Here is a 13,583-nt window from a genome sequence, read left to right on the forward strand (position 1 = left end):
CGTCTATGCGGCGCTGTTGCTCGCGCTTTCCGTGCTCGGCCTGCTCGGTTATTTGCCGGACCTGCCGGACCTGGCCAGCGCCGCCGGCCACGCCCATGAACTGCTCTTCGGCTTTGCCCTCGCCGGCTACCAGCTCGACCCGCAACCTCGCCTCATCACCTTCGGCCTGCTGGCGTGCGGGTTTTCGGCACACCTGCTGTGCCTGCTCTGGCCAGGTTCCGGCAGCGCCGGGCGGGCGACCGCCTTGTTTGCCGCCGGGCTGAGCCGGAAGGTGGTGCCGCGCTTCGTCGGCATGGCGAAGAGGAGGCGCAACCAAACGGTGGCGCCGCCTTGGCCACTGGCCGTAAGCGCCGCCAGTCTGCTACTGATCGGCACTGGCGGGCTGACCCTGCTGCGCTGGTAACCTTGGTGTGGGAAAAGGGGAAAAAGGGGAAAAAGGGAGCACTTTGTTAAAAAAGTCAGGCCGCGTAGCTTTGGCTCTGGATATAGGGTCGGCTAATGGGCGCCCCCTTTTTCCAGTGGTAGGGTGCCTAGTTTTGCGGCTTGTGCTGAGCACAGCACGAATGCCAGTACCGCTTGATCAAGGAGCAACAACAGATGCTGAAAATTTGGGGCAGACCGAATTCGAACAACGTGCGCAAGGTACTGTGGTGCGCGGAAGAGGCCGGCGTGGCCTATCAGTCGATTAATGCTGGCGGTGCCTTTGGTCTGGTGAGTGACGCTGAGTATCGGGCGAAGAATCCCAATGGCCTGATCCCGATGATCGAGGACGACGACCTGGTGCTCTGGGAGTCCAACGCCATCGTGCGCTATCTGGCAGCCCGCTATGCGCCTGGTAGTCTCTACCCGGAGTCTGCCGTGCAGCGTGCTCAAAGCGAGCAATGGATGGACTGGGTTTCCTCCTGCCTGATCGATCCTTTCAGCGATGTGTTCGTCGGTACCTTGCGCACACCGCCCGAGCAACGCGACCACCGACTGATGGCTGATGCCCTCGAGCGCTGTGCCGAGCTGTTGGCGATCCCCGAGAAGGTGCTGGCCAATCGTCCCTATCTCTCCGGTGAGACCTTCGCCATGGGCGATATCCCGCTGGGGTCGATTGCCTATGCCTGGTTCGAAATGTCGATCGAGCGTCCCGAGCTCCCGCATCTGGCCGACTGGTACCAGCGACTCAAAGACAGACCGGCGTACCGCCGAGGCGTGATGACCGCGCTGACCTGAAGCCAGTGGCGGCATTTGCCCGAGTCCGACCTTATCTACTCTAATCCTGCCTACGTGCGTGCCCCTTTATGAGTTCAGCCCTGCCCATCCTCCGGGTAGATATCGATCTCCCCGGAGGATGGGCAGGGCACGCACGCTGCGAGTACCACCCGACTGGATCCGCTCGGTCAGCGGCCCCCCTTCCCGCTCCAGCGCCTGGGCGATTAAATGCCCGAGCACTGCGCCTTCGGTATCGATCCCCGAGACCACCACCAACGCCTCGGCGGCGAAAGCACTGCCCAGGCTGAGCAGCGAACCGGCGAGCACGGTCGCGGCACAGGCCAGGTAAACGATCGCCCGAATCGAGGACAGGCTGAAACGCGGCGCCCGAGCAGCATCGGTGGCACAGCGTCCAAGCCGACCTTGAAGACCACGAAATTCAGGCCCCAGGCCACGATCACCACCAGGGCAAGACGCAAATCTTTCGCCGACATGCCGCTGACTCCAGGGCACACGAGTAAGCCTCTATAACCACTTTCGCCGGCATTTAGCCGCCAATACAGCCAGGGTTTAATCGGGCAGCACAGTCGATCTAAGAGGTGCGATTACTGGCTTGGCTGATACATTTCAGGGTCGTGAACGGAACACCCACGCCGCAACAGGCGCATTAAGCTGGTCCCGGCGGCCTGGCTGCACCTAGCGTCTCGGATCACGGGGGCGTCGATACCTGCCCCGGCAAGCACTCACAGACAGGCACAGTCAGGAGACTCCATGGCCTTTGCAACACACCCGGCCTTCAGCGCCGGGGCCAAGGCGGTCGCGCCACTGCTTCCCGGGATGATTCCGTTCGGCATGATCGCCGGTATCGCCGCGATCGACGCAGGGTTGTCGCCCGGCGCCGCGCTGGTCATGTCGGTCATCGTCTTCGCCGGCTCGGCGCAACTGGTGGCCGCCCAGCTGATGAGCATTGGCACCCTACCGCTGGTAGTGATCCTCACAGCATTGGTCATCAACCTGCGCTTCACCATGTACAGCGCCTCGATTGCGCCCCACTTCCAGGGCCTGACCTGGCGCTGGCGCTGGCCCATGGCCTACCTGCTCACCGATCAGGCCTATGCGCTGAGCATCACCCGCTACACCCTCAACCCCCAGGGCTCGGCCAAACACCTGTATTACCTGGGGACGGCGTTGCCGATGTGGCTGACCTGGGTGGCGGCCTGCGCCGCCGGGATCTTTCTCGGCGCCGGAGTGCCCGCGAACTGGTCGCTGGACTTCACCATTCCGCTGTCTTTCCTGGTGCTGTTGATCCCCTCAATCATCGACCGGGCGACCCTGGCCGCCGCCATTACCGGCGGCATAGTGGCCGTCGCGGCCGCCGGCCTGCCCTACAACTTGGGTCTGTTTCTGGCGGCCGCCAGCGGCATCGGCGCCGGCCTGCTGGTCGAAGCCCTGCAGCCGCCCAAACCCGCTCCCATGCAGACCCACTCGCCAACCAGGGAGGACTGACGATGTCCAGCAGCACCGCCTGGCTGATCATTTTCGCCATCGGCATCGGCACCTTCGCCCTGCGCCTGTCGTTCATCCAGATGCTCGGGCGGGCCAGCCCGCCGCCGTACCTGCAACGCGCCCTGCGCTTCGTGCCGGCCGCCGTGATGGCGGCGCTGGTGCTACCGGCCCTGGTCAACGCCAACGGTGCGATCGACCTGTCCCTGGGCAACGAGCGCCTGCTGGCCGGCGCCCTGGCCGCGTTCGTCGCCTGGCGCACCCGCCAGGTCCTGCTGACCCTGGCGGTGGGCATGGCGGCGCTCTGGCTGCTGCAGGCCTATGGTTGAGGTTTGGGTGTGACTGGGTTTTGCTCACGCCTACTGATACCAGTTAGACGGCTCGGCGTTATTTGATTGTCTTGGCACGTCGATATTCAAGGCTTGCCAAGCTGCCTGTTGGTTAAAAACCAATCACTCCGCGCCCTTTAGCTCGAGTCGGCCAAACACCGTGCACGCCGCACAGGTGACCCACGTCACAACTGGCACGACTGCACAGCGAATGGCCACTGGCCACTGGCCACCCATCCTTGGTTTTTGTAGACTCCGCCAGCCAAAACGATAGGTGCTCGGTCGTGCGCCGGCCACATAGCCGCAGCAGCCGATCGTGCCCTCACTCGGATGTACTCGGCCGCCGCTTACCTGGACGGCGTGCCAACAAAGGACGCAATGGTCATGGATGCACCAAAGACTTTCACTTCAGTACGCCCCACTCCTCTCTATTCGCTGCCTGCGCGCGCCCAAGGGACTGCCCGGTAGCGCCACTCAACTCGTTACACCCATCGCCAAACCCATCCAACGAGAACACTCACATGAGAACAACGCTACTTGCCGTCAGCCTGCTTGGTCTGATCAGCCTGTTAAACGGCTGCGCGACCGAACAATCGCGCAGCCTCGAAGTCGCCAAGGTGACTTCGGCCCAAAGCGTTTATCACGGCCCGCGCAATCCGATTGCCGTGGGTAAGTTCGACAACCGCTCCAGCTACATGCGCGGCCTGTTCTCCGATGGCGTCGATCGTCTCGGCGGCCAAGCCAAGACCATCCTCATCACCCACCTGCAGCAGTCCAACCGCTTCAGCGTGCTGGATCGCGACAACCTCGCGGAAATTCAACAGGAAAGCGTGATTGCGAAGAAGAGCCAGCAACTGCGCGGCGCCGATTTCGTGGTGACCGGCGACGTCACCGAGTTCGGCCGCAAGGAAATCGGCGACCATCAACTGTTCGGCATCCTCGGGCGCGCCAAATCGCAAATTGCCTATGCCAAGGTCAACCTGAATATCGTCAACGTGCACACCTCCGAAGTGGTTTTCTCGGTGCAAGGCGCCGGCGAGTTCAGCCTGTCGAACCGCGAAATCATCGGCTTCGGCGGCACCGCCAGTTACGACTCCACGCTCAACGGCAAAGTGCTCGACCTGGCAATACGTGAAGCAGTCAACAACCTGGTTGGCGGTGTCGACACGGGCACCTGGCGCCCGGCGCAATAATTCAAGGAAGACAACCCAGATGACTAACGAGATGAAGAAGTACGGCGCATTGCTCGCCCTGGCCTCGGCCACACTCCTGGGTGGCTGCGTCAGCCAACCCAAGCCGCTGTACCACTGGGCCGGCTACCAGGAACAGGTCTACGAACACTTCAAGCACGAGAGCGGCCCGCAGCAGCAGATAGCCGCCCTGGAAGCCAGCCTGCAGGAAGCACGCGCCCAGGACGCCACGCCCCCTCCCGGCTTTCATGCCCACCTCGGCATGCTGTACGCCGAGATCGGTAAAGCCGACCAGGTCCGCCAGCAGTTCGAAACAGAGAAAACCCTATTCCCCGAGTCCGCTGCCTACATGGACTTTCTGCTGCGCAACGCTGAGAGATAAGAGGTCATGATGCGCTTTAATCCCTGCAAAGCCCTTGCACTGCTGCTGTTGGCTGGCCTGATCAGCGGCTGCGCCACCCCCACACCCTACGACTACACCGCGTTCAAGCAGAGCAAGCCAGCGTCCATCGTGGTGCTGCCGCCGATCAACAAGTCGCCGGACATCAAAGCCAGCTACAGCCTGCTCTCGCACGTGACCCTGCCCCTCGCCGAGGCGGGCTACTACGTCTTGCCAGTGGCGCTGGTGGACGAAACGTTCAAACAGAATGGCTTGATGAATGCCGACGAAATGCACATGGCCCCGCCGGCCAAACTGCACGAAATCTTTGGCGCCGATGCGGCCCTGTACATCGAGGTCAGCGAATACGGCAGCAGCTACAAAGTGGTGACCAGCGAAGTGGCGGTGACCGCCAACGCCAAACTCATCGACCTGCGCACCGGTCAACTGCTCTGGGCAGGCAACGCACGGGCCAGCACCGCGGAAAATCAGAACAACAGCGGCGGCGGCCTGGTCGGCATGCTGATTACCGCTGCCGTCAACCAGATCATCAACACCCTCAGCGACCGCGGCCATGAAGTCGCCGGCATCACCAGCCAGCGCCTGCTGACGGCAAACACGCCCAACGGCATCCTCCACGGCCCGCGCGCGCCACAACCCACGCCAACCCAGCTGGCAGCGCAGTAACAAACTGCTCTCAGCAACACGCACAAGACCGGCTGCACGCCGGTCTTGTCGTCAAAAGTGAGCATTTAGGCTTTGGTCTAAAGGGGTTGGAGTGATTTGTTGTCAACCACTGGCCGGCCTCGACTGCACTGGCCCACCACCCGCCCAAGCTGCCTCTCAACCGAGTCCCGAAAACGGTTGTTGCCCAACGGGTAGTTATGAGTCAACGCCTCGCGCATGACATGTAGCGTCGGGGACGGCAAATGCCCCGAGAACAGCTGTCGATAGGCATGCTGCCTGCTCGCGTCGTCTCGGCCCAACTGCTGATAGAGCGCATGATCGGCCACCAGAGCATCTGCCTCCCCCAGCCATGCCAGCGATAGCTCGACCAGGGATACGCCTCGGGCGCAGCCACCAAACCCGCGCGCACTGGGTTCAGTTCGATATAGCGGTAGCAGCTCAGCAAATACTCGGCGGCATTGACCAGGCTTGCCTTGTGCCGCCCTTCCCACAAGGTGCCGGTACGTTGATAGGTGCGATTGATGTAGAGGACATACATCCGCCCGACGTGCTGCATCACCCGTGAAATGCCTGTCTCGTCTGCTGGCGTCATCAGCACATAAGCATGCAACGCCACCCGGTAGCGCTTCAGCCCCTCGGCCAACACCGCAAGATAGAACCGGTAGTCGTCTTCGTGGAAAAAGCAGGCGTCGCGATTGTTTCCACGCGGCACCACATGCGCCGGCACGCCCGGCAAATACATCCGCTGTTTACGAGGCATGGCAAGCTCCTTTTGCCAATCAACACGTTCAACAGCTTAGCTTAACCTGAATTCAACGCATAAGTGCAACGCTTACCCCTGCTTGTACTTCGTATGGTGTCTTCCAGGCCAAGCGTTTGCGTGGTCGTAAATTGATCTTCATTACCGCCTGATTAACGGCCTCCACAGTCAGCTTGCTAAAGTCGCTGCCCTTGGGAAAATACTGCCGCAACAGGCCATTCGCATTTTCATTGCTGCCGCGCTGCCAAGACGAATACGGGTCAGCAAAATAGACCGCGCATTGGCTCTTGCGGGCGATGCATTCATGACCGGCAAACTCCCGGCCATTGTCCAGCGTCAACGTGTTTGCCACATGACCCTTAAGCAGCAGGTTGATCGCTCGCGTCACCTGTCTCCGTGTTCTGCGCTTGACCGGATACGCGCTCAGGTAGCCGCTTTTACGATCAACCAACGTCACGATATTGCCGCCGAGTCCGTGCACCGTATCACCCTCCCAATCGCCTAGCCGTTCACGTGTTTCGACCTCAGCAGGCCGCTCACTGATCGACACGCGATTTCGTAGTTGTCCGCGCCGGTCGTGGCTTCCGTAGCGCTTTCGGTAGCATTTCCGACGGTGGCGAAGGTGCGTATACAAATCACCGCCACGGCGCTTGTCGATGGCGATGAATTGGTAAATCCACTCATGACTCGCAGTGTCATCAGGCCGCTCTTGCTTTAAACGATGAGCAATTTGTTCTGGGCTCATCCCGTGCTGAAGCCAGATCGGCAGGTAGTGACGGAACCAGGCAACGGGCTTGCAGTACTTGTGTGCTTGGGCACGGCGCGCATCACTTTTCTGGGTCGCTGAAACAGCTGCGTAGCGGTTTTCTGAGCTGTTGCGGCGGATCTCTCGGCTGATGGTCGCGGGATGCACGCCAAGCTGTTTAGCAAGGCTGACCTGGTTTTTGCCGGCGATTAAACCGGCCTCAATCTGGTAACGTTGGCCCTGAGTCAGCTGCCGGTAAGGCGTAGTCATCTGCGCTTGAATCCTTCGGTGTGAGAGCCTGGATTCTACCGGTGGCTGGCTCTCTGCCTGTCGTCTCAAACGTTGCACTTATTCTATGAATTCAGGTAACTATAAGACATCACTCTGACCCCTTTAGTTATGGGCAGTCTGGCAAAGGGGCCGCCAAGTTGACAATTGGTTAAAAATAAATCACTCCGACCCCTTTAGTTATTTCCACAATTACCAAGGGAAAATAAATCTGTCCCCTTTTTTCCTTCAGGTCATGCCCGGCGACCAGCACAGTATTGCCGGCGACAATGCTCGAACCCACTGCGCTGATGACTTCGCTTTCATCCAGCGTGCTTTTTTGCTGCTACTGCCAAACGAGCCGCTCTTTTTCTTCATTTTTGAATAGAAACTGTAGTCACGATTCGACTCAGCCAATAGATTCAAATCGTTGCTGGCATAAAGGCGGTGATTGCATATCACCCGTGGCGATTAAAAGCCCGCAGGGTGCTGCGGCCAAAGCGCTGACGGGTAAATAAACGAAACCCGCCAGTAAAACAGCGATACCAAAACCCGCGCACATAAACCCTCTCAACCAATCACTTGACGGGAAAATTGCTCCCTCGGTACGCTTGAACAAGGCCTCATGCTCGCTTAATCGACTTATCAAAACCCAATCGCTATAAGGTCCACCATGAAAAAACTGCTCATCGCGCTCGCCCTAATACTCAGCACTGTCGGCGCAACCCTCTACCTATCTCCTACTACCCTACTGGCTACCGTGCAGTTCACCGAGCGGCAATTGGCCGGACTAAGCGTTAAGCAGGTGCAGGTGGGCGAATTCGATGTGCATTATTACGAAGGCGGCCCCAAAGACGCAGAAACCATTCTGATGATCCACGGCTTTGGCGCTGACAAAGACAATTGGCTGCGTTTCGCCAAACCGCTAACCAGCACGTATCACGTGATTGCCCTCGACCTACCGGGGTTTGGCGACAGCAGCAAGCTCGACGTCAGTTATGACGTCGGCACACAAACTGAACGCCTCGCGGCATTCAGCAAACAACTGGGGCTGAACAAACTGCACCTAATTGGCAACTCAATGGGCGGCCATATTGCGGCCCTATATGCCGCTCGTTACCCAGAACAAGTATTAAGCGTGGCCTTACTGGATAACGCAGGAATCACCTCACCAATCAAAAGTGAAATGTTCCAGCGCATTGAGCGCGGCGAAGCCAACCCGCTGCTGGTAAATAACGCCGCGGACTTCAACAACATGCTGAACTTTGTATTTGTTAAGCAACCGATCATCCCCGACGCACTCAAGCAACACTTTGCCGAAAAATCTATCGCCAACCGACCGTTGAACGAAAAAATCTTCAGCAGCCTGCGCGATCGTTATATCCCGCTAGAGCCTGAGTTGAGCAAGATCCAAGCACCGACCTTACTGCTGTGGGGCGACCAAGACCGTGTATTGGACATCTCCAGCATTGCGGTCATGCAACCGCTGCTCAAGCAATCGACCGTAGTTGTCATGAAGGACTGTGGCCACGTGCCGATGCTCGAACGTCCAGACGAAACTGCCGCCCACTACCAAGCATTTCTCGACAGCACCAAGAGCTGATCTTTACCGATAAAAAAACCCGCTCAATGAGCGGGTTTTTTTTGGGACTAAAAATGGGACAGATATATTTTCCGTGACCTGCCCTTGGTCTACCCTGCCCTCGCCGCTCTATCCGTAGCCCTACGCATATCGACGACACAGTGGAAATGGGAAAGAGGACAGATTTATTCATCGACCGCCAGCAAGCCTAAAAAATAAATCTGTCCCCTTTTCTTCCGTGAAGCACAGCTGTTTTACGTGGCATGTGCATGTTTCTCCGTTAATAGGTAATAAGCAAAAAGAGGACAGCAAAAAGGGGGTTTGCTTATCAGCGCAGCTTATCCTGGTCACGCGGCTCTATTTTGAAGTCTTAGCTAGGGCTGCGGGTAAATTCAAACCCATAATTTTACGAAAATCATCCGAGCAATAATCAACAGACTGAACCAACTGAGAACGTAGCCCAACACCTTGCTCAAGCTCATGATAAGACGGTGCTTTATTGGTATCTTCATAAATTGGTGTATATGAACAAGCCTTCTCAGCCAATACCCTCTTTGTCTTACGATCTATCAACCGCGCATACACACTATAAGCCACTTTATAATTGTTAAAATCGGAAACGTAATAAATACTGCTCCACCCACGGGTGCGCACATCCAGAATGTAGTCAAACTGTGGATATGCGGCGACAACCGCATCCAAGTCAGCCGACTCAACGGCAGTAGGAGCATGAACAATTGTCATCTTCTGCGCAGCCGCCAGTTCATCCGCTAGCTGCTTCGCCATACCCAGCGCCGGGTCTTCAATTTTGTTATCGCGAATCATACTGTTGCCATTGGATACAGCCGCAGCCACACCTAACAAACCAAACTGCACATTAACCGCTGTTTGTGCAATAAAATCGGGCAACTCGCTATAGCGTGAATAGCCCAATGTCTTACCCTGAAGCTGATCAGCCTCAGTACCAGTTAACTCTTTTGGTTTAACCGTTGAACAACCGGCCAACGAAACCAGTACTACCGCCAGCAGAGAACGCACTAACATGAACAACCTCAAGTTATATTTAAAGTTTAGAAAATTAATCTACAGCCCCATCCTCAATACGACCGCGATAGCTGGACCACGGATAATCCGCTGCGTCTGCCACCATGCGAGCGCGCACGGGGTTCAGTTCGATATAACGGCAACAGGCAAGCAGATAGGTATCCGACTGCACCACACTGGACTTGTAACGGCTTTCCCACAGCGTCCCAGAGCGCCCCTCCAGCCGATTACGGTAGCGCGTAGCCCGGGCCGCCAGCGCCTTCATCAACTACCCCAACCCTGCAACCGCGTCGCCCGGCGCTAACAACAGATGAACATGATTGGTCATCAGGCAGTAGGCATAGACCTTCACGCCAAATACATCCTTGAGTTCACGAAGGTCGGCGAGATAACGCTGATAATCCTCAGCAGCGGCAAACACCAACTGCCGGTTATGACCACGCTGCACAACATGGTGCGGGAAGTTCGGTAAAACGACGCGGCCCATCCTAGGCATAAGTAATCCTCCATCCGTGGAGCTTGTAGACTAGCTAAGATTAGGGAAAATAAATCTGTCCCCTTTTTCTTTTGTGGCGGGCGGCACTAAAAACTTGCCAAGACGCCAGGTGTTAAAAGGAAATCACTCCGGCCTCTTAAACTTCGTAGTTTTGAGCCGGCTAGTGATACTCCGTTAACGGCACCGATTTGAGCCAACCTCGCAGGCCGAGAAACACATGTCGATCACCCGAGGTGTCGACTAACCTTCCGCGTTCCACATAACGACTCTGTCCAATCTGATAGCGTAAAGTCTGCTCTGTGGTATTCGTTTCTGCGAAGTGCTGGCTCTGCCAGTCGAGCAAAAGCACGCGAGTGGTTTCCTCTATATTGCTTTTTAGGGCCGCTTTGTACCTTTGACCGTCAGCATGACTCCAAATATCTAGGCAGTCGTCTGTACAGACCAGCGGCCTGCTAATCACTTCAATTCGCCCCTGATAGACAGTCGCCCGCCCTAGTGTCAGACGCGCTTCGGTGATCAACCGCACACTCTGTAGGTCTTGGGCCAGCAAGGCCTGCGGAGCCAGACTCAAGGCCATCACCCCAGTCTCACGGGCAGCGGCGCCCCCCTTATGTAAAGCGTGCTGATAAGCGTCTGCATACCAGTGCTGAATTGGCTGAGCATTAAGCGCTTGGCGCAACGGCGCAACGCGCTGCTCCGCCTCATCTTGCTGTTCACTCTCGGCATTCGACTTAGTGAGCTGCGAGGCTACCAACGAACCAATTATGATCCCCGCCGACGCAGCTCCCGAACCGACGGCTCCCGCCCCCTGCGATGCGCTGTAAAGAGCTAGCCCCGTTTGCTGGCCATTCTTAATAAAAACGCCACCGTCACGTGAGCTCTCGCCACGCAACAGGCGCTTATCTCCCTCAAGCACACTAAGCGAATACCCATCGGCCTGGAGGCGTTTGGCTATATCACCCTCTATTTGCGGGTGTAGGGTATTAGCAGTACAAGCGGCAATACACGGCAGAATCAACAGCCAAAAACAGCGAAACTTCAAGGCTGTTTAACCGAAACTTGTTGACTAGTGAATGGGACCAGCACGGTTTGCTGCGCAGCATCCAGTGCTTGATAGAAGGTATTGGTCAGGGTTGGATACTCAGGGCCTTCATCCCAATGCCCCTCAGTAGCACGAGTGGTCAAGTGCCCCTGATAGAAGAGCAAACGATTGTCATCCAAATCGACGACATAGCTATTCACTCCAACTTGAACGATAGGGTCGCTGGTCGGCACCACACTGTAATAGGTCCGTACGGTGCCCGTTGCAGTGACGATAAACAGCACCAGTTTGTCCACCTTGTACTGTTCTTTCAGCGGACGCAGGTCAACTGGAGAGAAGCCCAACTTACCCCCTTTCAGTTGAATCATTTCACCGGTATCAATCGATGCCTGAATCAGCTTTACCTTATAACCTCTGCTGCTCAACTGCTCGACCACCAGAGGCGACAATTCATTCAGCGCACTGGCATCCCAAGTCTCGACCTTATTGCGCAACCCTGTCGCCATCCCGCTATTGATTGCGTAGTCCAGCAACCCCTGATTACCAGATAAGACAACGGTAGGTACTGGCAGCTCGGCCACCATCACGCCAATGCTCTCCTGGTTTTCACTCCAGAACGCCGAGTCCATAGGTACCGGCGGCTGCACTGATGCACAACCGGTCATCAGAAGTAGTGCGAGCAACGGCAGGCTCATTAAAGCGCAGCGAATTCCCTTCATTGATGAATCTCCTTATGGGATGAGGCCGACCCGATCGTCATGCCTAAGCAACTGAGAGTGAGTATTTCCTTGGCGTACATAAGCGCCGCCAGGAAATCCGGCGCAAATTAAAACATATGGCCTCTAGCCATCAGTCGCTCATTAAGTGACCCACCTCACAGTTCTAGTCATTCACGGTGAACTCCAGGCGTGAGATCTGATCATTTTCGTCCAGCACGCTGAGCGGACACGAACCACTGCGCGTGAAGGCATGGCCGAACTCGATGTCGTTGGTGGTTTCGCCGACGGGGCAGAAATAGGGGACAGAGCCTGAGGCTTCCCCTCAAAGTTTCTATAAATTTCAAACGGTTAGTGCTTTATTTGGCTTGCATGGGTGGGCACCTTGGTTGTCGCCAAACAAAACAAAGACCCAAGCCCCCATGCAAGCTGTCCGATTTCACATAAAGCCTTCGCGCGAGCGCTGCCGAGTGTTCACGCCAAACGTTTAAATGCGCTGATGTGCGCCGTAAGCGCACTGCTCGCAGGCCGGCGCTTAACCTTGACCGCAGTGGGACGTTTTATGCCTGGCAATGGTCAGCCTCGACACGCGATCAAGCGTGCTGATCGACTCTTGGCGAACCCGCATCTGCACGCGGAGAAGCCACTGTTCTACCTGATGATGCTGCGTGCCTTGCTCGGCACGCTGAAGCATCTCTTGGTGCTGATTGATTGGTCGCCGGTGGACGCTCCCGGTTGCTTCTTCTTGTTGCGGGCTGCGGTGCCTCTGGCCGGACGCTCCTTCGTCATTTACGAGCGCGGGCATGAGCGCGAGAGCTGCCCGAAATATCAGGGGTAATTGCTCGACGCCTTGGCGCTGATGTTGCCCCCTGACTGCGTCCTTATTCTGGTGGCTGACTCAGGTTTTCGGCGGCCCTGGTTCAAGGCGGTTGAAGCGCAAGGCTGGTACTACGTCGGCCGGGTTGGTAATCGCGACTTGTGCCGCTTTGATGAACAACCCTGGCAGCCGATCAAGACCTTGTACGAACAGGCCAGTGCCTCGCCCAAGAGCCTTGGTACTTACCAGATGACGCGCAATGCGCCATCTTTCACGCAGCTCTACCTGCTCCGCGAACCGGCTCTAGGCCGCAAATACCGACGCATTACCGGGAAAATCGCTGAAGATAAGCGCAGTCGGCAGAATGCCGCATCGTGAGCGCGAACCCAGGCTGCCGGCCAGCAACCTACCTGCGGAGCAATGGGCTGCGGCAAAAGTCGTCGCCGTTTACAAGCGCCGCATGCAAATCGAAGAAGGCTTCCGAGACGTCAAAAGTGAGCATTTAGGCTTTGGCCTAAATCTGCACTGTAGTCGCTGCGCCAAGCGTATCGGAATCCTTTTATTGATTGCCGCCCTGGCTAACCACCTGTTTTTTGCTTGGTTTAAAGGCCCGACTGGCAGGCTATGAACAACGCTGTCAAAGCAACAGCATTGAGCGCAAACGCGCTATCGCTTTGGCAATCAGGCGTGGAATATTTGCACCGCTATGGACAGGAAGAAGAACCCGCCTGCCTCAGCGAGATAGAGCGCGCCCTGCGTCGAGAGGTGCATCAGCAGGCCCAGGATCTCGAGAGGATTTGAGGGAAAACCTCAGACTCCGAGCCCTGTT

The 13,583-nt window shown here is 57.0% G+C and carries 14 protein-coding genes and 3 pseudogenes; 9 read left to right on the forward strand and 8 right to left on the reverse strand.

Features of this window, described 5'->3' with window-relative positions; translation table 11 throughout:
- Positions 1 to 16 precede the first annotated feature (16 nt).
- Both B2D37_RS17060 and B2D37_RS17065 read left to right on the forward strand, forming a co-directional pair.
- The gene (locus B2D37_RS17060; protein ID WP_079203809.1) at positions 17 to 403 is read left to right on the forward strand and encodes a hypothetical protein; all 387 of its coding nucleotides are present in this window, start codon (positions 17 to 19) and stop codon (positions 401 to 403) included.
- 194 nt (positions 404 to 597) lie between these two features.
- On the forward strand, positions 598 to 1,218 hold the full coding sequence (locus B2D37_RS17065; RefSeq protein WP_079203810.1) for a glutathione S-transferase family protein: 621 nt from the start codon (positions 598 to 600) through the stop codon (positions 1,216 to 1,218).
- Positions 1,219 to 1,583: 365 nt separating this feature from the next.
- Here B2D37_RS17065 and B2D37_RS23815 read toward each other — a convergent pair.
- Positions 1,584 to 1,691 (reverse strand): annotated as a pseudogene (locus B2D37_RS23815) (O-acetylserine/cysteine exporter); the annotation flags it as partial.
- Positions 1,692 to 1,968: 277 nt separating this feature from the next.
- Between B2D37_RS23815 and B2D37_RS17075 the strand changes: the two are divergent.
- The 5 genes from B2D37_RS17075 to B2D37_RS17095 all read left to right on the forward strand — a co-directional run bounded on the left by B2D37_RS17075 (position 1,969) and on the right by B2D37_RS17095 (position 5,285).
- Positions 1,969 to 2,703, forward strand: coding sequence for an AzlC family ABC transporter permease (locus tag B2D37_RS17075; protein ID WP_079203812.1), 735 nt, complete (start codon positions 1,969 to 1,971; stop codon positions 2,701 to 2,703).
- Between the two features lie 2 nt (positions 2,704 to 2,705).
- Positions 2,706 to 3,029, forward strand: coding sequence for an AzlD domain-containing protein (locus tag B2D37_RS17080; protein ID WP_079203813.1), 324 nt, complete (start codon positions 2,706 to 2,708; stop codon positions 3,027 to 3,029).
- Positions 3,030 to 3,550: 521 nt separating this feature from the next.
- A complete protein-coding gene (locus tag B2D37_RS17085) occupies positions 3,551 to 4,222 on the forward strand; it encodes a CsgG/HfaB family protein (protein WP_079203814.1) in 672 nt (223 codons plus the stop codon).
- Between the two features lie 19 nt (positions 4,223 to 4,241).
- Positions 4,242 to 4,601 (forward strand): DUF4810 domain-containing protein, encoded by a 360-nt coding sequence (locus tag B2D37_RS17090; RefSeq protein ID WP_218190333.1) that lies wholly within the window; start codon positions 4,242 to 4,244, stop codon positions 4,599 to 4,601.
- Between the two features lie 9 nt (positions 4,602 to 4,610).
- Entirely contained in the window at positions 4,611 to 5,285 is a 675-nt protein-coding gene (locus B2D37_RS17095; RefSeq protein ID WP_079203815.1) for a DUF799 domain-containing protein, read from the forward strand.
- A gap of 202 nt (positions 5,286 to 5,487) precedes the next feature.
- Here the strand turns inward: B2D37_RS17095 and B2D37_RS17100 are convergent, their stop codons facing one another.
- The 3 genes from B2D37_RS17100 to B2D37_RS23205 form a co-directional block, all read right to left on the reverse strand.
- Positions 5,488 to 6,045: a transposase gene (locus B2D37_RS17100; RefSeq protein ID WP_218190334.1), complete on the reverse strand. Its 558-nt coding sequence runs from the start codon at positions 6,043 to 6,045 to the stop codon at positions 5,488 to 5,490.
- A gap of 52 nt (positions 6,046 to 6,097) precedes the next feature.
- Positions 6,098 to 7,060, reverse strand: a complete 963-nt coding sequence (locus tag B2D37_RS17105) for an IS30 family transposase (RefSeq protein WP_079200922.1) — start codon at positions 7,058 to 7,060, stop codon at positions 6,098 to 6,100.
- Between the two features lie 406 nt (positions 7,061 to 7,466).
- Complete coding sequence (locus tag B2D37_RS23205; RefSeq protein ID WP_154067111.1) at positions 7,467 to 7,676, reverse strand: hypothetical protein; 210 nt, start codon at positions 7,674 to 7,676, stop codon at positions 7,467 to 7,469.
- Between the two features lie 54 nt (positions 7,677 to 7,730).
- Here B2D37_RS23205 and B2D37_RS17110 point away from each other — a divergent pair, with 54 nt between their 5' ends.
- Positions 7,731 to 8,660: an alpha/beta fold hydrolase gene (locus tag B2D37_RS17110; protein WP_079203816.1), complete on the forward strand. Its 930-nt coding sequence runs from the start codon at positions 7,731 to 7,733 to the stop codon at positions 8,658 to 8,660.
- A gap of 336 nt (positions 8,661 to 8,996) precedes the next feature.
- On the opposite strand, the gene B2D37_RS17115 is transcribed toward B2D37_RS17110, so the two are convergent.
- The 4 genes and pseudogenes from B2D37_RS17115 to B2D37_RS17130 all read right to left on the reverse strand — a co-directional run bounded on the left by B2D37_RS17115 (position 8,997) and on the right by B2D37_RS17130 (position 11,940).
- A complete protein-coding gene (locus B2D37_RS17115) occupies positions 8,997 to 9,683 on the reverse strand; it encodes a hypothetical protein (protein ID WP_079203817.1) in 687 nt (228 codons plus the stop codon).
- 67 nt (positions 9,684 to 9,750) lie between these two features.
- Positions 9,751 to 10,179, reverse strand: a pseudogene (locus tag B2D37_RS17120) (transposase); the annotation flags it as partial.
- Between the two features lie 160 nt (positions 10,180 to 10,339).
- Entirely contained in the window at positions 10,340 to 11,221 is an 882-nt protein-coding gene (locus B2D37_RS17125) for a hypothetical protein (RefSeq protein WP_154067112.1), read from the reverse strand.
- Entirely contained in the window at positions 11,218 to 11,940 is a 723-nt protein-coding gene (locus tag B2D37_RS17130) for a hypothetical protein (protein WP_154067113.1), read from the reverse strand. The genes B2D37_RS17125 and B2D37_RS17130 overlap by 4 nt, the downstream gene beginning before the upstream one ends.
- Positions 11,941 to 12,359: 419 nt before the next feature.
- On the opposite strand from B2D37_RS17130, the pseudogene B2D37_RS17135 reads away from it, so the two are divergent.
- Positions 12,360 to 13,555: pseudogene (locus tag B2D37_RS17135) on the forward strand (IS4 family transposase).
- The last annotated feature ends 28 nt before the right edge of the window (positions 13,556 to 13,583 follow it).

Source organism: Pseudomonas sp. CC6-YY-74, assembly GCF_002025205.1.
Classification (GTDB): Bacteria; Pseudomonadota; Gammaproteobacteria; order Pseudomonadales; family Pseudomonadaceae; genus Aquipseudomonas; species Aquipseudomonas paeninsulae.